18 protein-coding genes are annotated in these 20,490 nt (G+C 37.2%); 9 read left to right on the top strand and 9 right to left on the bottom strand.

What is annotated here, in order from left to right; translation table 11 throughout:
• Position 1: 1 nt before the first annotated feature.
• From MKY76_RS18085 to MKY76_RS18070, 4 genes are read right to left on the bottom strand one after another with little or no spacing between them, the layout of a single operon-like run.
• Positions 2 to 1,489, bottom strand: coding sequence for a Na+/H+ antiporter subunit D (locus MKY76_RS18085; protein WP_342556920.1), 1,488 nt, complete (start codon positions 1,487 to 1,489; stop codon positions 2 to 4).
• Positions 1,482 to 1,823: a Na(+)/H(+) antiporter subunit C gene (locus MKY76_RS18080; RefSeq protein WP_004228379.1), complete on the bottom strand. Its 342-nt coding sequence runs from the start codon at positions 1,821 to 1,823 to the stop codon at positions 1,482 to 1,484. The genes MKY76_RS18085 and MKY76_RS18080 overlap by 8 nt, the downstream gene beginning before the upstream one ends.
• Positions 1,823 to 2,245: a Na(+)/H(+) antiporter subunit B gene (locus MKY76_RS18075; RefSeq protein ID WP_004228380.1), complete on the bottom strand. Its 423-nt coding sequence runs from the start codon at positions 2,243 to 2,245 to the stop codon at positions 1,823 to 1,825. Before MKY76_RS18075 ends, MKY76_RS18080 begins: the two co-directional genes overlap by 1 nt.
• Positions 2,232 to 4,643 carry a Na+/H+ antiporter subunit A gene (locus tag MKY76_RS18070; protein ID WP_342556919.1) on the bottom strand — a complete coding sequence of 804 codons (2,412 nt, stop codon included), beginning with the start codon at positions 4,641 to 4,643 and terminating at the stop codon, positions 2,232 to 2,234. The genes MKY76_RS18075 and MKY76_RS18070 overlap by 14 nt, the downstream gene beginning before the upstream one ends.
• A 155-nt stretch (positions 4,644 to 4,798) precedes the next feature.
• Between MKY76_RS18070 and MKY76_RS18065 the strand changes: the two genes are divergently transcribed.
• A complete protein-coding gene (locus tag MKY76_RS18065; protein ID WP_048394459.1) occupies positions 4,799 to 5,362 on the top strand; it encodes a DUF5366 family protein in 564 nt (187 codons plus the stop codon).
• Positions 5,363 to 5,703: 341 nt separating this feature from the next.
• On the opposite strand, the gene MKY76_RS18060 is transcribed toward MKY76_RS18065, so the two are convergent.
• Positions 5,704 to 7,554, bottom strand: a complete 1,851-nt coding sequence (locus MKY76_RS18060; protein ID WP_103118708.1) for a transglycosylase domain-containing protein — start codon at positions 7,552 to 7,554, stop codon at positions 5,704 to 5,706.
• Positions 7,555 to 7,791: 237 nt separating this feature from the next.
• Between MKY76_RS18060 and MKY76_RS18055 the strand changes: the two genes are divergently transcribed.
• Positions 7,792 to 8,379, top strand: coding sequence for a peptidylprolyl isomerase (locus MKY76_RS18055; RefSeq protein ID WP_004228389.1), 588 nt, complete (start codon positions 7,792 to 7,794; stop codon positions 8,377 to 8,379).
• A gap of 22 nt (positions 8,380 to 8,401) precedes the next feature.
• Positions 8,402 to 8,614 carry a hypothetical protein gene (locus tag MKY76_RS18050; RefSeq protein ID WP_004228391.1) on the top strand — a complete coding sequence of 71 codons (213 nt, stop codon included), beginning with the start codon at positions 8,402 to 8,404 and terminating at the stop codon, positions 8,612 to 8,614.
• 50 nt (positions 8,615 to 8,664) lie between these two features.
• On the opposite strand, the gene MKY76_RS18045 is transcribed toward MKY76_RS18050, so the two are convergent.
• Positions 8,665 to 10,092, bottom strand: a complete 1,428-nt coding sequence (locus MKY76_RS18045; RefSeq protein ID WP_342556918.1) for a hypothetical protein — start codon at positions 10,090 to 10,092, stop codon at positions 8,665 to 8,667.
• 110 nt (positions 10,093 to 10,202) lie between these two features.
• Entirely contained in the window at positions 10,203 to 11,375 is a 1,173-nt protein-coding gene (locus MKY76_RS18040; RefSeq protein ID WP_342556917.1) for a MalY/PatB family protein, read from the bottom strand.
• Positions 11,376 to 11,447: 72 nt separating this feature from the next.
• On the opposite strand from MKY76_RS18040, the gene MKY76_RS18035 reads away from it, so the two are divergent.
• Positions 11,448 to 11,708 (top strand): DUF1871 family protein, encoded by a 261-nt coding sequence (locus MKY76_RS18035; protein WP_004228396.1) that lies wholly within the window; start codon positions 11,448 to 11,450, stop codon positions 11,706 to 11,708.
• Between the two features lie 77 nt (positions 11,709 to 11,785).
• Here MKY76_RS18035 and MKY76_RS18030 read toward each other — a convergent pair whose 3' ends face one another.
• Positions 11,786 to 13,126, bottom strand: coding sequence for a sodium-dependent transporter (locus MKY76_RS18030; RefSeq protein WP_054549427.1), 1,341 nt, complete (start codon positions 13,124 to 13,126; stop codon positions 11,786 to 11,788).
• A 200-nt stretch (positions 13,127 to 13,326) separates the two neighbouring features.
• On the opposite strand from MKY76_RS18030, the gene MKY76_RS18025 reads away from it, so the two are divergent.
• The 3 genes from MKY76_RS18025 (at position 13,327) to yugI (ending at position 15,984) form a co-directional block, all read left to right on the top strand.
• Complete coding sequence (locus MKY76_RS18025) at positions 13,327 to 13,875, top strand: sigma-70 family RNA polymerase sigma factor (RefSeq protein WP_048394469.1); 549 nt, start codon at positions 13,327 to 13,329, stop codon at positions 13,873 to 13,875.
• Positions 13,868 to 15,520 carry a hypothetical protein gene (locus MKY76_RS18020; protein WP_103118705.1) on the top strand — a complete coding sequence of 551 codons (1,653 nt, stop codon included), beginning with the start codon at positions 13,868 to 13,870 and terminating at the stop codon, positions 15,518 to 15,520. Before MKY76_RS18025 ends, MKY76_RS18020 begins: the two co-directional genes overlap by 8 nt.
• Positions 15,521 to 15,606: 86 nt before the next feature.
• Positions 15,607 to 15,984, top strand: a complete 378-nt coding sequence (gene yugI, locus MKY76_RS18015) for a S1 domain-containing post-transcriptional regulator GSP13 (RefSeq protein WP_004228409.1) — start codon at positions 15,607 to 15,609, stop codon at positions 15,982 to 15,984.
• A 41-nt stretch (positions 15,985 to 16,025) separates the two neighbouring features.
• Here yugI and MKY76_RS18010 read toward each other — a convergent pair whose 3' ends face one another.
• The gene (locus MKY76_RS18010; protein WP_103118704.1) at positions 16,026 to 17,333 is read right to left on the bottom strand and encodes a sigma 54-interacting transcriptional regulator; all 1,308 of its coding nucleotides are present in this window, start codon (positions 17,331 to 17,333) and stop codon (positions 16,026 to 16,028) included.
• A gap of 145 nt (positions 17,334 to 17,478) precedes the next feature.
• Between MKY76_RS18010 and pruA the strand changes: the two genes are divergently transcribed.
• Both pruA and MKY76_RS18000 read left to right on the top strand, forming a co-directional pair.
• A complete protein-coding gene (gene pruA / locus MKY76_RS18005; RefSeq protein WP_279495853.1) occupies positions 17,479 to 19,023 on the top strand; it encodes an L-glutamate gamma-semialdehyde dehydrogenase in 1,545 nt (514 codons plus the stop codon).
• 249 nt (positions 19,024 to 19,272) lie between these two features.
• On the top strand, positions 19,273 to 20,466 hold the full coding sequence (locus MKY76_RS18000) for an ornithine--oxo-acid transaminase (protein WP_004233780.1): 1,194 nt from the start codon (positions 19,273 to 19,275) through the stop codon (positions 20,464 to 20,466).
• The last annotated feature ends 24 nt before the right edge of the window (positions 20,467 to 20,490 follow it).

Raw genomic sequence — 20,490 nt, 5'->3', positions numbered from 1 at the left:
GCTAATCCTCCTTCATCACAGCATCTATATAGATAGATGGATCATTTAATAGTTTTGCAGCATCATCCATAAATGGCGTAATCCATTCAGAACCCACACCATATGCGACCGTAATAAGTACTAACAAGGCAGTAGGCATAAACAGCATTTTATAGGTAGATTTGTCGACGGTACCTTGTATTTCTTTTTCTTCACCCCAAAAGGCATAGAGGAAAATACGAATCACGGATAGTAAAACAAGCAGTGAAGATGCTAAAATGAAAATACTGCTCCATATACTGCCAGCCTCAAAGCCTCCCTGAACAATTAACAGCTTTCCAACAAACCCGCTAAGTGGTGGAATTCCAGCTAAGCCGAAAGCTGCTATTAAATAACACCAACCCAGTGCAGGGTATTTTTTCATAAGTCCACCCATTTTACGCAAGTCAGATGTACCAGTAATGTAGATGACAATGCCGATTAACATAAAGAGTGCTGCCTTAATCAGCATATCGTGAATTAAATAAAACATCGCTCCTTTTAAAGAGGCCTCATTCATTTGAGAGACACCAAATAAAATGACACCTACTGCAATGACAATGTTATAGATAATAATGAGCTTTACATCAAAATAAGCGAGTGCTCCAATACAACCAGCCACAATTGTTGCAATAGCTAATGCCATTAGTAAATCATGTGTATAGGATAAATCATGTACAAAAAATAGTGTGTAGGTACGTGTAATGGCATATACCCCAACCTTTGTGAGCAGAGCGCCAAATAGAGTTAAGACAGGGATCGGGGCTGCTGCATACGAAGTAGGAAGCCAAAAGTATAATGGGAAAATAGCTGCTTTTAGTCCAAATACCATTAAAAATAGTACGGCAATAACAGTAATAATCCCTGGTTGATTAATTTCAGCAATTTTTACCGCAATATCAGCCATATTTAATGTCCCTACTACAGAATATAAATAGGCCACGGTTATAACAAATAAGGCCGAAGAAATAATATTAATTAAAATATATTTAATTGACCCTTTCAGTTGCCCCTTCTCACCACCTAAAACGATGAGTAAATAGGAAGCCATTAACAATACTTCAAAGAACACAAATAAGTTAAAAATATCACCTGTTGTAAAGGCACCATTGACCCCAGTTAAAATAAACATAATACCAGGGTAATAAAAGAAGCGTTCGCGTTCCTTCGTGATAGAACCGAAGCCATACCAAACAACAAATAGTGCAATAAGCAATGTCGTTGTAACGAGCAATGCAGACACCATATCAGATACCATTGTAATACCGTAAGGAACAGGCCAATTTCCAAATGTGACCTTTTGAATACCATCTTCTTTCACTGTTAAAAGCAGTGAGAGGGCAGAGAGGAGGGCTAGTCCAATCCCAAGTAATGAAAATAATCGCTGATAAGTTAGATTTTTTTGTCCAAACATTAAAATCATACCGAAGAAAAACGGGATGATAATGGGTAATAGTAGGAAGTTATTCATCCTCATCACTTCCTCTCATTAAGCTAATATCATCCGTGTTAAGCTCTTGATAGGAACGGTAGGCAAGTACAAGGAAGAATGCTGTCACCCCAAAACTTATAACAATTGCAGTTAAAATAAGTGCTTGGGGTAAGGGATCAGCAAATGTTTTGGCTCCTTCGTTTAAGACAGGTGGAGCTTCACCACCAAGACCACCCATTGTTAAGATGAGTAGATGAGCACCATGACTTAACAGACCTGTTCCAATAATAATGCGCAATAAACTTTTTGATAAGATTAAATAGACCGCTGCCATAAAAAGAAAGCCGATCACAAAGGCCATAATTATTTCCATTATTCATCCTCTCCAATCGTTTGAATAATGGTCATCGTAACGCCGACAACAACCAAATAGACCCCGCTATCAAAAAGCATAGCCGTGTGTAATGACTGTTTGCCTAGAAGCGGTAAATCGAAATAATCAAAGAAATGTGTGAAAAACGGTTTGCCCACAAACATTGGGTATGCCGCAGTAGCAAGGGCTAATAGTAAGCCAATGGCTGTTAAATATGTGTAATTAATAGGTAGAATATGGCGGACTGTGTTGATATCATAGGCTAACACTAAAAGAACAAGTGCACTTGATGTTAACAGACCTCCAACAAAGCCTCCACCAGGTGTATAGTGACCAGCTAAAAAAATATGAATGGAGAAGAAGAAAATAATGAAAAATACAATTTTAGCTGTAAATTGTATTATCACATCATTTGTTTTCATGAGTGTTCTCCTTTCTATTCATACGTAACTTAATCATAGCTAAGATGGCCATGCCAGCTATGCCGAGTACTGTAATTTCAAACAATGTATCGAAACCACGATAGTCTACTAAAATTACGTTTACAATATTTCCGCCACCAGCTAATGAATAGACGGTTTCCTCGTAGTACTTAGCAATAGAGGGAATTAGTTTTTGGGAATGAGCTGATAGCGCAACAAGTGTTACCATCACACCAACTGCAATGGAAATAATGGCACGATTTAACTGGAACCTCATTCGCTCCTCGCGTTTACCAAGCTTAGGTAAATGGTAAAATGCTAATAAAAATAGTGCTACTGAAATCGTTTCTATAACGAGCTGTGTCAGCGCTAAATCAGGTGCGTTAAAAATGACAAAGAATAAGGCTACTGTATAGCCTACAGTACCAAGCCCAATAATGGCTGTTAAACGTGATTTGGCCAAGATGGTGATGGCAGTACCAATTAATAAAACTACGATCAAGATAATTTCATACAAATTAATTGGTGAGGCTCCTTGGAATGAAATACTAAATGCATCTTTCACGAATAGAGAGCCGATAACAATAATAGTTATTCCGCTAAACATATAGAGTAAATAGTGACGCATAGAACCTGTCATATAGCGTCGGGAAATACGATTTAAGCCAACATCTAATCCCTGCATGATTTTGTCATAGGCATTGTTTAATGTTAACGCTTGCGGGAATCGTTGATACATCCCTTGCCATTTTGGTAAGGCAACAAATAACAATACCCCAACTATTATAATTCCAATGGTCATCAGTAACTCTGGGGTGATGCCATGCCAAGCAGATACATGAATATCAACAGCTTGAGGTGAATCATACAAAAATGGCTGTATTGCTTGAACGGCTGGTTTTACAAAGGTATTACCGATAAAGTTTGGAATAAAGAAGATTGTCACAACTAAAGTTGCTAAAAGAATAGGAGAAATTAGCATACCAATCGGCGCCTCATGTGGTTTATGAGGTAACTGCTCTGGTTTGTAATTCCCATTAAATGTTCGGAAAACAAAATAGAAGCTATAGATAAATGTAAAAATACTAGCAATCCACGCAACAATAGGGAAGAGTGCTCCCCATGTTTCAAAGCCGAAGAATTCAAACTTTTGAAGTGCAAGCATGGCTGTTAAAAACATTTCTTTACTTAAGAACCCATTAAATGGTGGAAGACCAGCCATTGATAAACTTCCTATTGCAGCCACAGTAAAACTAATTGGCATAATACTCATTAAACCACCGAGTTTACGAATATCTCGAGTTCCAGTTTCATGATCCACAATGCCTGCAATCATGAAGAGACTGCCTTTAAATGTTGCATGATTAATAAGGTGGAAAATGGCAGCAAATGCAGCAAATTTTATGGTATCGATTGAGCCATTTGCATGAAAAGCAACAGCACTTGCCCCGAGTAGTGACATAATAAGCCCAAGCTGACTGACTGTAGAGAATGCTAGAATACCTTTTAAATCAGTTTGCTTCACTGCAAAGAAGGAACCCCAGAATAAAGTTAAGATACCTGCACCTGTTACAAGCCACACCCAAAGTTCAGAGGCTGCAAATATCGGCGTAAATCGTGCAACTAAATAGATACCTGCTTTGACCATTGTAGCTGAGTGAAGGTATGCACTTACTGGTGTTGGCGCCTCCATGGCATCTGGTAACCAAATGTAGAATGGGAATTGCGCGGATTTTGTAAATGCTCCCAAGAGTAATAGGACAAGTGACCAAGTGAATAAAGGTTGGTCTACTAAATTTGGTGCCATGACTATCAATTCTCGAATCGAGTAGGTTCCTCCCATTAAATAAAGAAGAACGAAGCCACCTAACATCATTAAACCGCCGCCAACTGTAATCATCATAGACTTTAATGCACCGAAGCGTGAGGCATCCCGATTATACCAATAGCCGATGAGTAAAAATGATGATATGGATGTTAGCTCCCAGAAGAAATAGAGAGTAATTAAATGATCTGACTGTACTACTCCCAGCATGGCTGACATAAATAACAGTAAGTAAACATAAAAGTTATGTAATTTTTCTTTATGTTTATCTAAGTAAAAAATGGAGTAAAGCACAACTAACGAGCCAATTCCAGTAATGAGTAATGAGAATAATAAGCTAAGTCCATCTAAATATGAGATGATGGAAATATCAAGCGATGGAATCCAAGGTAGCTCTGCAGTAAATACTTCACCTTTAGCAACTTGAGCAATATATGTTGTATAAATAACAGCAAGCGTAACAGGTACAGCAAGAACAAACCAACCTGTGTGAATATTATTCATGCGTTTATATAATAATGGCACTAATATTGCAACAAGCATTGGAATAAAAATATAAAGTACTTGTAACAAAAAAACCCTCCTTTATGCAGGTAAGTAAATCAATTATAACGTACTTTAATTGGGAATGCATATGTACTATTGGGATTTAGCTTGCGGTCGTTGGAGAATTTTCGTTATATTATAAATAGGAAGTTATCAATAAAAATAGAGGAAAAAAATTTTTTATGAAGAACCCATATATCTATGGTTATCTACCATTAATTACAATTTTATTGTTTAGTTTGACATTTGGGATGTATGCTGTTGGTAAATCTTTACAGATTTTTCAAGCCATCGGTGTGTATTCAGGAATGCGAGAGTTTTTATCAGATTTTGAGTTACGTGTATTTCTTCTCATCGTCTTTGCCATTGTTTTTTTTATGTTATTTTCTGCCCTTAAACTAGTAGGCGAAACCATTCATGAAGTAGGAATGCTGTTCTTTTCAAAGGACAACGAAGGAGCCACAGTTAGTCAGGCTCGAGGTGGCTATATTATCTTATTTGTAGGTGCTATGTGTTCTGCATTTGCCATCCAATTTATTTATGTTTTAATAGGTATTTTCGTCATAACGATATTTACCTACTTTATTTATCTGATTTATAAAATGAGTCATTTTATATCAATGGGCGGCACAATCGGTCTATTAATCTTTGAGCTTTTTATGTGGACGATTCTTTTAACATTAGTTATTTATGTCGTATTAAAGCTATATAATGGCATTTTGGCAAGTTTGCCGTTTGCAAATTAATACATACTATTAAAATGGTGATGTTAATAGTAGAAAAAGAGAGTTTGAAAGGCGAGGGGTTGATTTCCGTTCCGCCAGCGTCCTTTCCAGGGGGCGTTGATGAGCCGCTTCACTCATTTCATTCGCTCCAGGGTCTCCTCTGTGACGTTAAATCCCATGGATAGTGAGACAGACGAGCCCCTGTACGGAGCGGAGGAAGCGGCTCGGCGCTCGTCCACAGGAAAGCAAGTAGCCTGTAACGGAAAACCATTTACATCTTTAATAAAAATTTAATTGATGGTTTTGTTTTTAACACTTAAAAAGGTAGTAGTCTTAGCGACTACTACCTTTTGCATGTTTCACTACTCAAGCAACACGTTAAATAATTGGTGATGAATTTTGTACTCTTCTAATTGCTGCATCGATTGAGGTTTATCATACCCTAGCCATACAGCAGCAGTATATTCATTATTGAGTCCAGCAAGCCAGTAGTCACGATAGTCATTCGTTGTTCCTGTTTTTGCACCAACGTAGCTGCTATTACTATAGACACCTTGACCCGTACCGTTTGCTACAACATCTGCAAGGAGTTCACGCATGTATTTTACTGTTTTAGGAGACCAAATTTGATCACGCTGTGTATCCCAACTATAAAGCTCTGTTCCATCTAATGCTGTGACTTTTCGAATACTATGTGCAAGTACATAAGAGCCATCAATAAAGCTAGTATAAGCATCTGCTAGTTCTAATGCTGTTACACCATAGGTTAGTCCTCCTAATGATGCAGCATAATTATAATCTTTCTCTACAATCGAGCGGAAGTGAAAGCGATTAAGGTAATGAAAGGCTGTCTCGACGCCAACGGTTTGAAAGAGACGAAGTGCAGATGTATTATAGCTATGTCGAAAAGCAGTACGAATTGACACATCACCATACGTATAGCCCCCATAGTTTTGTGGGCAAAACGAGCCCACACAATAACGCCCACCATTGACAATCGAATCAGGTGTATGAGATGTTGTTTCGAAGAATGGAGCATAGACTGCCAGAGGCTTAAAAGCTGAACCAGGCTGACGTGTTCCTTGGAATGCACGATGGAAATCAAATTTTTCATAGTTCTTTCCTGCATACAGACTGACTATTTCTCTTGATTGGTTTTCAATGGCTGCACCTGCAGCTTGCCATGGGCTAGTACCTAAAATAGCTGACATTTTTTCCTCATCATGTTGCTGTTTAGTAGGATCAAGTGCTGTGTGAATGATGAGTCCATTTTGAAATAATGTATTGAGTCGAATGTCTAATTGTGCTTTAATTTTTTTCTTTTCTTCCTCATTATCTGTAGAGCTTAGTCGATCCGCATAACCTTCTTTTTCTGCAATAAGCCATTTTAGCTCTTGAAGAACATAAGTGCTATACATTGGATAACTTTGAATTTTATCTTTCACATTTAATGTAATGGCATCAGCCTTATAGTTTTTTGCCTCTCCCTCTGTAATAGCCCCATTTGCTGCAAGGGTATCTAACAAACGCTCCTGCCTTGCTTTAGTTTGATCATAATTCTTTAAAGGATTATAAAGGGAAGGGTTATTTGGGATGGCAGCAATGAAAGCTATTTCAGCGATGGATAATTCTTGGAGTGGTTTTTGAAAATAATAGGTGGCTGCTCCGCCAATGCCATAAACTTGATTGCTGAAATAGGACTCATTTAGGTACATCGTTAAAATGGCTTCTTTATCAAATTCTTTTTCTAATTCATAGGCATAAAAAAGCTCTGTTAATTTCCGTTCATATGTTTTTTCTTCGGATAAATAACGCATCCGAACAAGCTGCTGCGTAATTGTACTACCACCTTGAGAGGTTGTGTTGCTATTTGAATTGGCTACAACTGCACGAATAATAGCACTTAAATCAAAGCCAATATGCGTATAAAAATCAGCATCCTCACTGGTAATGAATATTTCCTGGGCAATTTGTGGAATTTCTTGTAAACTTAGTGGCTGCCGCCATTCGACATATTCCTCACTAAATGTTTGCCCATTTCGATCAATAAGTGTAACAGGTAGTTGGGCCTCTACCTCGGGTAAATGTATTGCATTAGTCATTTGTTCCTCATGTGCTTGTGCAATATTGATTTCTGTTTTAATGTTTGTGCTAATCCACCATAAAGCAGGAAGGGATAGAACGATAATAAAAAAACCAAAAGCCTTTTTCATGTGTGCCTCCACTCTTTCTATAAATCCTTCATCAGAATAACATATTTTGGATTGATTCCAAATACTCGCTCAGACCTATTTACATAGTTTTAAACATGAATAGTAAAAGTGCAAAAATCGTCAATACTTAGAGGGAGAAAACCAGTAGGAAGTATGTTAGACTAAAATGAGGTCAGAAAAGGTGCAAGGGCATCTTTTTCATTGAAACTGAAATTTATCATTAAAGGAGAGACTTCCATGTTTCCACAGTTAACAACAGACGTACAAGCAGGCGAAGTGCTTGTAGAAATGAACACAACATTAGGTGCTATCAAAATTAAATTATTCCCTGAGCACGCACCGAAAACGGTTGAGAATTTTTTAGGTCATGCTAAATCAGGCTACTATAACGGCATTATTTTCCACCGTGTTATTCAAGACTTCATGATTCAAGGTGGCGACCCAACTGGTACTGGTATGGGCGGAGAATCAATTTGGGGTAATTCCTTTGAAGATGAGTTCTCAGAGCAATTGTTTAACCTACGTGGAGCGCTTTCAATGGCAAATGCAGGACCAAACACAAATGGTTCTCAATTCTTTATTGTACAAATGAAGCACCTTCCAAGTGATATGCTTCGTCAATTACAAGGGGCGGGCTTCCCTGAAGAGATCATCGAAGCTTATGCTCAAAACGGTGGTACACCTTGGTTAGACCATAAACACACAGTATTCGGTCATGTAGTAGAAGGTATGGACATTGTGGATAAAATTGCAGATGTGGAAAAAGATTTCCGTGACAAACCATTAGAAGATGTGAAAATTGAGTCAATTACAGTCTTTGAATAATACGTATAAGGACGTGTAGAACATGCAGAACTTTATGTATCAATTTTTATATTTCCCAGAAGACAAATCAGGTTATATTCCAGCAGCATTTGAATTTTTAATTATGCTTATTTTATGTATTATCGTGTTTACGCTTTTCAGAAAAATTTCTAAGAAACAAGAATTAAAATCAAAAGAAATTGAAGCACGTATTTTAGCAGAAAAGAAAAACACAAACAATCAACAGAATATATAAGAAAAAGAATCTGCTTGCCACAGAGGGCGAGCAGATTCTTTTTTATTGTATCAATTTTTTTTAAAGCGTCGAATAGTATTTTGCAGGGCCTTGACGGCAGTGAAACAAACCAGTACAAGTGACAAGCCAATCCCACTCAATGCAGTAATAAAGGCTACCCATTCAAAGAGTGTATAACTACCAATGCTATCGAAATCACTGCTATCTTTCCAGCCTTCAATGACTAAGTTCATCCCATAAATACCCGATACCACAGTAAAGACTGTTAAAATAAATAGTAAATTATTACTTCGATTATCGGATTGATCTTCCTGTGTTCGATACAAACTATTCAATGTTTCTTTCGTTTCTACATAATGTTCATTTATACGGAAGTACTTTCGTAGCAATTGAGCAATTTCTCTGCCTTCTGTTCGTACGATGACTTCTTCAAAATAATAGCGTGCAGAAAACTTTGTAATCAGCTCGATTAGTTCATTGACAACCTGTTTATCTTTGCCCCACTTTATTTCACTATACTCATAGGAAAGCTTTAAGAGCATCATTTTATAAAAATAATGAATGAACAAATTGTAATAGTGCGTACCCATAAATTCTTGAATACTATGTGTACATTTGGCAAACGGCCTATTTGTAATCGTTATTTGTGCTTGTGAGGAGGTGATAATATAACTGTTAGGAGCCCAGCGTGTATGGGCATGCTCTTGTACATAATTAGAGATATATGAAGGATTAGTGCTAGAAATAAAGGGTTTGCCAGCAGGTGTCCTACCGTCTACTTGTCCTAAGCGAAATAAATGCTCAGGTATAATTTTAGCTTCTTCCTCTGCAATTAAATAAGCTGAGGCAAACATTCTCTCATCTTCAAAGAAAGGTAAGCCTTCATAGCTATGGTCTTGTTGATGTAATAGAAAGGGTTTTAAATAAGGTATAAAATACTTAAATAATAATTCACTCGTAGAAGAACAATGACCAAATGAAAAATGATGACTTGCACCTTTTTCCTCTCTTAGTTTAGCCTCTAATACTCTAAAATAGTGGATAAAATTTAAGATATCACTTAGATCATGCGATTGATCTGTAATATTTGTTCTGACTGTTATAATCCCATTCCCAAAAGGACATAATGTCACATCAATACTCATCACTTCGTAATCATAATTGATTTGACTTTCTTGCAGATGTAAGGCGCCTTGTGTATAAAAAGCTTTCGAAAAACGAATAAAGTCAGGGTTATTCATTTCGTTTGGAAATAATTTATCCTCCAAAAAAGGATAGAAAAATTGGGCAAGCTCCTCATGTATAATCGTCATATCACCATAAAAAGCGTCTTCAAGAGATGTATTGTTTAAGGTGAAAAAGGAAAAGCCCTCGTTTAGTAGTATATCACTGATTTTTTGACGATTTTTTTCGGAATAGGCGAAGGGAAATAGGAATGTCATATAAGCACGTTTAATCGTTAATGGGACAATGTCCATGTAAAATCACCTCTGTATAAATCCGATTGATAAGAACCTTTTCCACAAAATTTTGTTTTTAAACATAGAAAAAGGATAGCTCTAAGGGGAGAGATATCCTTTCAACCATTTTATTGCGCAAAGACCTTTTTAAAACGCTCGACTCCATCTTTCACAGTATCAAATGAACAAGCAACATTCATACGTAGGAAGCCACGACCTTCTTCTCCGTATTTTGTCCCTGGTTCTAGAGCAAGCTTTCCGATTTCAAGTAAGCGGTTCATGATCTCCTTCTCTTCAAGCGCTAGTTCTCGGTAATCAATCCAGATTAAATAAGTGGATTGAGGAATCGTAACACGAATACCTGGAATCTGCTCTAACTCCGTTTTCACATAATCCATGTTGGCAGAAATATAAGGAAGTAATTCATTTAACCAAGGAGCCCCTTCTGTGTATGCTGCATGAAGGGCAACAGAGGCAAATGTATTTAATGAGCCTTGACCACTTGCCATATTGATGGCCTCTAGCTTCAAGCGTTTTTTCTTATCTGTTACGATCATATATGAAACTTGAATTCCTGCTAAGTTAAATGTTTTAGTAGGAGCCATACACGTAACAATGCGATTGATTTCATCACCTGCAACTTTAGCTAAAGGAATATGTTTATCCCCATTAATCATTAAATCAGCATGGATTTCATCAGAAATAATGATGACATCATATTTAGCGCAAAGTCGTACAATTTCCTTTAAAGTAGCTTCATCCCATACATAGCCTCCTGGATTATGCGGGTTACATAGTATGTAGGCTTTCACATCTTGAGCTAAAGACTGCTCGAAGGCTTCAAAATCATAGACAAACAATCCGTCTTTTTCAATTAATGGGCAGCTCACAACTTCACGACCATTACTTTTTGGTATGTTAAAGAATGGCGGATAAACTGGAGGTGAAATGAGTACTTTGTCCCCAGGGTTAGTTAGGGCAACAATGCTGTTAGCTAATGCAGCCACAACACCATTACAGAATAGGATGGCTTCTTTCTCTATGTGCCAGTCATGGCGAGTACTTTGCCAGTCTACAATGGATTGTATCGCTTCTTCACTCATATAACTATAGCCAAAAATAGTATGTTCAGCATGTTGTTGTAAAGCCTTTGAAACGGCTATTGGAGCAGGAAAATCCATATCGGCTACCCACATTGGTAAGATATCTGAGGCATCGTTTAGGCCATAAACCTTTTCCATTGCGTCCCATTTTACTGAGTTTGTACATCGACGTTTGATAGTTTGATCAAAAATAGACAAGCAAATCACTCTTTTCTTTTTTTTTTACTATGGTATCATACGAGTATGATCAAAGGATAATAGGTGAGTATTTTGGAAAATATAAAAATGAATCAAGCAGCTGTCCATCTGCTAGAGGAGTGGGATCCATTCCACTTAGGTCCAGACCATTATGATACAGAAACAGCAGATGTAGTTGCAGCATTGCAAGGGATTGATGATCCATCAACACTTGCAAAAGTTATTCAAGAAACATATGAGCATTCGTTTGAGCAATGGATACCGTTTGAAGATTGTGTAGCCATTTCTTACAAACTAATTGCCATTAAATTTGAAGCGAAATGTATTATTTAAAATATTTTGCATATTCCTTATAAAAAAAGGGGTTGTCAATGGACAACCTCTTTTTTAATGCATCATGAGGCTATTACTTATTTAAATAAAGGCAAAATCCCCTGAATGAAAATAATAAAAATGGCGAGTGGGGAGACGTAGCGAATTAAAATGTACCAAATATTAAACATGAAGCTAGACGCAGCTAATTCTTTACGTGAAATATCCCTTGTATAATAATAACCTGCAAAAATTGAAATCAACAAAGCTCCAATCGGCATTCCGATGCTATTAGTCATAAAATCCACAAAGTCAAAAATAGAGCGATCTACTATTTTTACATCTGCTAATATGCCAAATGAAAGGGCACTTGGAATACCAAAGATGAAAATAATGATTCCACCAATCCAAGCAATTTTTCTACGTTTTTCTGGTTTATCACCAATAGCGATTGCCACGACTATTTCTAACATGGAAATGGAAGAAGTGACTGTAGCAAAAAGCAATAGAATGAAGAAAATAGTTAAGAATAAGCCACCAAGAGGTAACTGCTCGAATACAGCTGGCAAAATAATGAATACTAAGCCTGGCCCTTGATCAGGCGTATAACCAAGCGCAAATACTGCTGGGAAAATAACAAGTCCTGCAAGTAAAGAGATAATAATATTCATAGATGCTACATTAATCGCAGAGTTACCAATCTTCTCTGTTTTAGATAAATAGGAAGCATATGTAATCATAACCGCAATACCTACACTTAATGAGAAGAATGCTTGTCCTAAGGCCATTAAAAATGTTTCAGCATTTAAATAGGACCAATCAGGTACAAACATAAATTTAACGCCTTCCATAGCCCCGTCTAAAGTTAAAGAGCGAATAACTAGGACAATAAAGAAAATAAAGAGGAGAGGCATCATCCATGTGCTGGCTTTTTCAATTCCGCCCTTAATACCTGCTGACACAATGACTACTGTTAATAACATAAATAGTCCCTGTACAAGTACTGCTTCAAAAGGGCTTGAAATAATATCGCCAAATAAATCAGCGTAGTTGATGTCAGAGCCAGCATTCGTTAGCTTAAATGTAAAGGCACGACCTAAGTAGCTTAAAATCCATCCACCAACAACGCTGTAGAATGATAAGATAAGGCCTGCAATTACCATACCGCCCCAGCCAATCAAATACCATGGCTTTCCTGGTGCTTGTTCCTTAAAGGAAGTGACGGCATCCTTTTGACCTCGACGACCTATCATGAACTCAGCAATGAGGACGGGTAAGCCAATAAAGAAAGTACATAAAATAAATAATAAAATAAAGACACTACCGCCATTCGTACCCGCCATATAGGGGAATTTCCAAATGGCTCCTAACCCTATAGCACTTCCTGCGGCAGCTAAAATAAACCCAATTTTTGTTGTAAATTGATCCCTCGATGACACGAAAATAAATCCTCCTTATACTAAAGTATTATTTTACCTCAATATTCTCATAACACAAGCAAATATCAGAAAATTGATGATAGCAAGAAAGACATTTGATGGAGTAAAAATATAGAGAGATGACATATGAGGAAAGACATTTAAATTATGTAACAATTAGGTAGAATACTTCGTTTCATTATCAAAAAGGGGGGAGAGCTATGACGGAGGTTGAACTAATAGCAAGGGCGCAGCAAGGAGATAAAGAAGCCTATATCGAGCTTATCCGCATACATCAGCAAACCGTTGAAAAGTTTGCCTTTCAATGTGGCGTACATACAAATGATTTAGCTGATGTTTCACAGGAGGTATTTGTTAAACTATATCGCTTTTTACACCAATTTAAACAGGATCGATTTACCACGTGGCTCTATAAAATCACATTAAATGCTACGCGTGATTATTATCGTAAGGAACAACGGCAGCAGGCTAAAGAGGACAAGCTACAAGCCCAACAGCAGAAGACTCATTCATCTGCTGAAGAGGATGTTCTTTTGTTTGAAGAGGACAGGCATCTACATCGTGCTATTCAGGCACTTGACGAAAAATACCGTTATCCTCTCGTGTTGTATTATTTCCACGAATTAAAATACGAAGAAATCGCTGAAGTTTTAAATATTTCGTTATCGACGGTGAAAGTGCGATTATTACGAGCGAAGGAAAAGCTAAAGGCAGCATTAATGCAAGATGGGAGTGTTGAAAATGGATGATAAGCAATTTGACCAACGTATGGCACTACTGAAAAAATCCTATGAACGAATGGAAGCGAAGCTTGATCCTGATACTGTCTTTAAACAAATTGAAGAAGAGGATATATCCAAGGAATTATCTTTTGAAATTATCAATAAAGGTCATCAGCGCCCCTCAAGATGGCAAAAGTCGGTTGTTTGGTTTGTAAGTATTGCGAGCGTGTTATTAGTGGGTTTATTAGGAACTTCATATATGATTAGACAGCCTGAAACATACAATAACAGTGATAAACAGATTTCCCAAGAAAATGATGACAAAACGATAGGGACGTATGAAAAATGGGTAGAGCGAATCACCAAGAAATATAAGAGAGTGAAAGAAGATATAAGTAGAGAGTTGAAAGTTTCAGTAGAAGAACTGAATACTTTTTCATATATTCAAAATGCAGATTCCATGTTGGCCTTCTATACGAGTTACGAACGTCCGATAGAAGAGGATTGGGAATTGCAAATAATGGAGAAAGAAATTTTAGACGGATTAATGACCCCAAGACGAGCCTTAGAGACAATCAAAGGATATGGGCCATTATCCTTTAATGAATCTTACGGAATCTTTAGCTTATATAAGCAATCGCTTAATGACATAGAAATGTATTTTAATTCTTTACTTGAACCTTATGAACAGTTTTTCAAGAAAAAGATAGATCGTAGTCAGTATCCATCAGATTTAAAAGCAATCATTGAAACAGCAAGCAAGCAATATATGGAACTTCATTTGGATACGGATGGTTCCTATTATTTTAAAGCTAATCCCATCGATGGGGAATTTGCTTTTGAGCCTACAAAATACATGCACCCTGATATTTTTGGTTACTTTGAGTTTTTACAAAAAGGATTTTTAGTAGGAGAAGAAGGCTTGAGGTATACACGAGAAGAAACAGCTGAATCCTTGAAAATTATGGAGCGTTCATTGTTGTTTGATATCAATACGGCGAATGTTACTTATAAGGAATTAAAGGCAGTATTTGAAAATACTTGGTTAGCTCTAATGAAAGGATCCACTAATTATCAAGTGTATGCTGAAAAGGGAATCGTTAATAAAGAATACCTGAATTTTTTACAAAAAGTTGCTAATGGAAAGTATGGGGAGGTAATGACAAAGAATGCGGCAACTATTTTAAATGAATTACACCAATATAACAACTCAGAAACGTTAGTAGGGCTGTCAATACAAGATATTTCAACGGCCATTTTGCAAGTTAGGAAAGATACGGCAGTTGAAGAATTTAATATTGTAGACATCGATGATGCAGAGATTGCACAAATTAAGAGAATTTATGATCAGTATTTGAAAAGTGACCCTGAACCATTTATTAATCAGCTCAGTCCTTTAAATATGGTATCCCTTTATTTATATGCAATTTCTATTGGAGATGAATCATTGCAAGAGAAAGTAATCCTATCAAATGTAGAAATAGAGTCTGATTTTTTAAACAAAGTAAAAGGATTATCCATAATTAGCCAAATATCACAATACAATGGAATTTATCCAATGGTGGCTGTACGACTTGATGAAGAACATCAAAAAGAGTATGGCAAGCAAATTTTGTTTAGATTATCTCAAAATGAAGATGGTTTTTACCGTATAATTGGTATCATGGATTGATGAGATGATTTTTTGCCCCGTTTTTACACGTATGTTATAATTTAAGCGATATATACGTAGCAAACAAAAGAAAGTGGGCAAAGGTTATGGTAAAAAAATATGAATTAGGAGACGTGTTGACCGGAAAAGTTACAGGTATTCAACCATACGGTGCATTTGTTGCACTAGATGACAATACGCAAGGCCTTGTGCATATTTCGGAAATAACATACGGCTTTGTGAAGGACGTTAGTGAATTTTTAGCTGTTGGGCAAGAAGTTGAAGTCAAGATTCTTGAAATCGATGAAGAGGCCGAAAAAATTAGTTTATCGATGAGAGCGCTACAGGATCGCCCAGCAACAGTAAGAAAAAAAGATGCACCACCACGTAAATCATTGCAGGACCGTGTAGATGAATCGGATGCAAATGGTTTTAATTCCTTAAAAGATAAATTGCAGGACTGGATTGAACAATCTGGTCAATAAAGAAACGAGGATGCTTTCGAATGAAAGTATCCTCGTTTTTTCTATTGCTTTTTTATTTTGCGGATTCGATATTGCAGGTTTTGTCTGCTCATACCAAGTGCATTCGCTGCCTTTGTAATATTGCCCTCATATAAATTTAAGACATTTTGCACATAATATGATTCGGCTTCACGCAAATAGGCATCGAGTGGCATGACATTGTGATTTTGATGGAACATAAAAAATTCTGGTTCACGATTATTTGTATCTTGCTGCTGCACTTTGAAGCGGAAATGTAAAGGTAATAAATCCGAAGTAACAGTGGATTCCGTTGTCATAAATGAAACAATTTCATCCAGTAGTAGCTCAAGCTCTTTTAGATTTCCTGGCCAATCATATTGTAAAAATAATTCCTGTACATCTGGTGCAAGTTCAGTGACTTGTGAAGCAAATCGTTCTCGATGTCGACTAAAATAATCTTCTACAAATGGAAGAATGTCTTCTTTTCGATCCGTTAAATTAGGAATGGTAATGGCCATTGTAGCAAAGAAATAATATAGAGATTTTGACAGCTTCTTTTCGGCAATCAATGTAATGGGATCACTGCCCACACTGCCAATTAGCATATATTTGGACTGTGGAAGTGAATGTAGTATATCCAAAAGTTGCTCTTGAATGTCTAAGCTTAAAAAATCTATACGTTCGAAGAAGAAGGTGTAATCTTTATCTTCTTCTAATAATTGCTGTAATTTATCAAGCACCGATTGAGCTGAACGGCGACTAACGAGTGTCACAAAGGCATCAGGATCAGGTGAAGCGGCGTGGTGAATGCCCTCTGCTACTAAGTCTTTCCCTGTGCCAGATTCGCCAATTAATAATACTGGTAATTTTACAGCAGCTGCTTTTTTAGCGTTGTCGATAACCTGCTTCATGGATTCAGAATCAGCTTTAATCATATCAAATGTTAATGGTTCATCGTAACGACGAAGGGGTTGATAAACAAGCTTTTCCAGAGAGGTAATATCACGTGCAAATTCAATTGCGCCAATCAGTTTGCCTTCAACAAAAAGTGGAAAAGTATCATTGATTGTTGTAATTTCATGACCATTTTTATTCCAGTAGGATTGTTTAACGTTAATTTCTTTTTTTCCCGTTTGTAAAACACGCATTAACGTACTTTCATGTTGACGGAAGGAAAACATTTCAATAATGGAACGATCCGCAAGTTCATCAAAATGAAATCCTTCAATTTCTTTCATTTTCGTATTGTAAATAATCGTTTTGCCAGATAGGTCTACTGCATGAATACCAACGGATACATTTGTTGCAATAAACTCATAAAAAGGTAGTAAAGGTTCAGAATTTTTCATAAAAATGTGCACCTCAAAAATTTTTTACTTGAAATATGCAACGAAATTTTGCATTATAATAAGTGTAAGAATATTTTATACGCAAAGATATTTTGCGTCAATGTTTTTTGCATACCCAAACACATCTCACAAGGGAGGATTAAGTATGATTCCATACAAACACGAACCATTCACAGATTTTTCACAAGAGGCAAACTACAATGCTTATGTAGAGGCTTTAAATAAAGTTGAAGGTTACTTAGGTCAAGACTACCCACTAATTATTGGTGGCGAGCGCATTACAACAGAAGATAAAATCGTTTCGTACAATCCTGCAAAGAAAACAGAAGTCATTGGTCGCGTTTCGAAAGCAAGCAAAGATTTAGCTGAAAAAGCGATGCAAGCGGCAGATGAAACATTCAAAACATGGAAAAAAGTTGATCCAGCCATTCGTGCGGACGTTCTTTTCAAAGCGGCAGCGATTATCCGTCGTCGCAAACATGAATTCTCTGCACTATTAACAAAAGAAGCGGGGAAACCATGGGCAGAGGCTGATGCAGATACAGCGGAAGCAATCGACTTCATGGAATACTATGGTCGCCAAATGCTACGCATTAAAAACGGTCAGCCAGTCGAAAGCCGTCCAGGTGAATATAATCGTTATGACTACATTCCATTAGGAATCGGTATTGTCATTTCTCCTTGGAACTTCCCATTTGCAATCATGGCTGGTACAACAGTAGCTGCTTTAGTAACAGGGAATACAGTGTTATTAAAACCAGCTTCAACAACGCCAGTTATAGCGTATAAATTTATCGAAGTATTAGAAGAAGCTGGTCTTCCAGCAGGTGCGGTGAACTTCGTACCAGGTTCTGGTGCTGAAGTAGGTGACTACTTAGTCGATCATCCAAAAACACGCTTCATCAGCTTCACAGGTTCACGTGATGTTGGCTTACGTATCAACCAACGTGCATCTGTATTAAACGAAGGCCAAATTTGGATTAAACGTGTCATCGCTGAAATGGGCGGTAAAGATACAATCGTAGTGGATAAAGAAGCAGATTTAGAATTAGCTGCACAATCCATCGTGAAATCAGCATTTGGTTTCTCAGGTCAAAAATGTTCAGCATGTTCTCGTGCTGTCATCGTAGAAGATGTGTATGAGCAAGTGGTAAATCGCGTAGAAGAGTTAACAAACGCTTTAACAGTGGGTGACCCAACTGATTATAGCAACTTCATGGCAACAGTTATTGACCAAGCAGCATTCAATAAAATTACAGAGTACATCGAAATCGGTAAAGGCGAAGGTCGTTTAGTAGCTGGTGGTACAGCAGACGATTCAGTCGGCTACTTCGTACAACCAACTGTATTCGCGGACGTAGAGCCTTCTGCTCGTATTATGAAGGAAGAAATCTTCGGACCAGTGGTAGCCATTGCAAAAGCAAAAGATTTCGACCATGCGATTGAAATTGCAAACGATACAGAATACGGTTTAACAGGCGCTGTTATCACAACAAACCGTATGAACCTAGAAAAAGCACGTGAAGAATTCCATGTAGGAAACCTTTACTTCAACCGTGGCTGTACAGGTGCAATCGTAGGTTACCAACCATTTGGTGGCTTCAACATGTCAGGTACAGATTCAAAAGCAGGTGGCCCAGACTACCTACAACTGCATATGCAAGCAAAAACAACTTCAGAAATGCTTTAATTTTCACATTGACGTGAGGGCTGTTCAAAGTAGGTAGAAATTGAGGCATTTTGAATGAATTTGTGACACTTCTCCAGGTAACGCTACCTGGCTAAAACCGTAGACTTTCATGACGTAGTTTACCTTGGAGAAGTTAGCAAATTTACCGTTTGAATTGTTGCTATATTCTTAATCATTCTACTTATAGTGATACATAGTCCCTTTCTTTTATAAAGTTTTTCAACATGATTAGTAAGGAGAGAATAGGATATGACAAAAACTCAACAAGTTATTGAACAAACACAAAATTTTGGTGCAGCAAACTATCATCCACTGCCAATCGTTATTTCAGAGGCTGAGGGTGCTTGGGTTAAAGATCCAGAAGGTAACAAATATTTAGATATGTTATCTGCTTATTCAGCAGTAAACCAAGGACACCGTCACCCAAAAATTATCGCTGCTTTAAAAGAGCAAGCTGATAAAGTAACGTTAACTTCACGTGCTTTTTACAGTGAAAACCTTGGTGAATGGTATGAGCTAGTAGGGAAATTAACAAATAAAGAAATGGTATTACCAATGAATACTGGTGCTGAAGCAGTAGAAACTGCGTTTAAAGCAGCTCGTCGTTGGGCATATGATGTAAAAGGCGTAGAAGAAGGTAAAGCTGAAGTTATTGCATGTAATGGTAACTTCCATGGTCGTACAATGCTAGCTGTATCTTTATCTTCTGATGAAGAATACCGTCGTGGTTTTGGTCCAATGCTACCAAATGTTAAATTAGTAGATTATGGTAATCTTGAAGCTTTAAAAGCGGCTATTACACCAAACACTGCTGCATTTTTAATTGAGCCAATTCAAGGTGAAGCGGGTATCGTCATTCCAACAGAAGGCTTCTTAAAAGCAGCTCGTGAACTTTGCCGTGAAAACAATGTACTTTTCATTGCTGACGAAATTCAAGCTGGTTTAGCACGTACAGGTAAAATGTTTGCTTGTGATTGGGAAGAAGTAGAACCAGATATGTATATCTTGGGTAAAGCTCTAGGTGGCGGCGTATTCCCAATTTCTTGTGTGGCTGCAAACCGTAGTATTTTAGGTGTATTCAACCCGGGTTCACATGGTTCAACTTTTGGCGGTAATCCTTTAGCTTGTGCAGTTTCAATTGCATCAATTAAAGTATTATTAGATGAAAAATTAGCAGAGCGTTCACACGAACTTGGCGAATACTTCAAAGGTAAATTAAAAGAAATTAACAACCCAGTTATTAAGGAAGTACGTGGTCGTGGTTTATTTATCGGTATGGAGCTAACAGAAGCAGCTCGTCCATACTGTGAAAAACTTAAAGAATTAGGTCTATTATGTAAAGAAACACATGATACAGTAATTCGTTTTGCACCACCACTTGTTATTTCTCAAGAGGATTTAGATTGGTCAATTGAACAAATTGAAAAAGTATTTAAACTTTAACAAAATGTTCACATTTTAATTCGG

Origin of the sequence: Lysinibacillus sp. FSL P4-0201, assembly GCF_038593425.1 — a bacterium.
In the GTDB taxonomy this organism is placed as follows: domain Bacteria; phylum Bacillota; class Bacilli; order Bacillales_A; family Planococcaceae; genus Lysinibacillus; species Lysinibacillus capsici.
This window is presented reverse-complemented; position numbering and strand designations above follow the sequence as displayed.

Coding starts and splice junctions, on each gene's coding strand:
- MKY76_RS18085 (WP_342556920.1), bottom strand. CDS start 1,489: ATGAATAACTTCCTACTATTACCCATTATCATCCCGTTTTTCTTCGGT.
- MKY76_RS18080 (WP_004228379.1), bottom strand. CDS start 1,823: ATGGAAATAATTATGGCCTTTGTGATCGGCTTTCTTTTTATGGCAGCG.
- MKY76_RS18075 (WP_004228380.1), bottom strand. CDS start 2,245: ATGAAAACAAATGATGTGATAATACAATTTACAGCTAAAATTGTATTT.
- MKY76_RS18065 (WP_048394459.1), top strand. CDS start 4,799: ATGAAGAACCCATATATCTATGGTTATCTACCATTAATTACAATTTTA.
- MKY76_RS18060 (WP_103118708.1), bottom strand. CDS start 7,554: ATGAAAAAGGCTTTTGGTTTTTTTATTATCGTTCTATCCCTTCCTGCT.
- MKY76_RS18055 (WP_004228389.1), top strand. CDS start 7,792: ATGTTTCCACAGTTAACAACAGACGTACAAGCAGGCGAAGTGCTTGTA.
- MKY76_RS18050 (WP_004228391.1), top strand. CDS start 8,402: ATGCAGAACTTTATGTATCAATTTTTATATTTCCCAGAAGACAAATCA.
- MKY76_RS18045 (WP_342556918.1), bottom strand. CDS start 10,092: ATGGACATTGTCCCATTAACGATTAAACGTGCTTATATGACATTCCTA.
- MKY76_RS18025 (WP_048394469.1), top strand. CDS start 13,327: ATGACGGAGGTTGAACTAATAGCAAGGGCGCAGCAAGGAGATAAAGAA.
- MKY76_RS18020 (WP_103118705.1), top strand. CDS start 13,868: ATGGATGATAAGCAATTTGACCAACGTATGGCACTACTGAAAAAATCC.
- yugI (WP_004228409.1), top strand. CDS start 15,607: ATGGTAAAAAAATATGAATTAGGAGACGTGTTGACCGGAAAAGTTACA.
- MKY76_RS18010 (WP_103118704.1), bottom strand. CDS start 17,333: ATGAAAAATTCTGAACCTTTACTACCTTTTTATGAGTTTATTGCAACA.
- pruA (WP_279495853.1), top strand. CDS start 17,479: ATGATTCCATACAAACACGAACCATTCACAGATTTTTCACAAGAGGCA.
- MKY76_RS18000 (WP_004233780.1), top strand. CDS start 19,273: ATGACAAAAACTCAACAAGTTATTGAACAAACACAAAATTTTGGTGCA.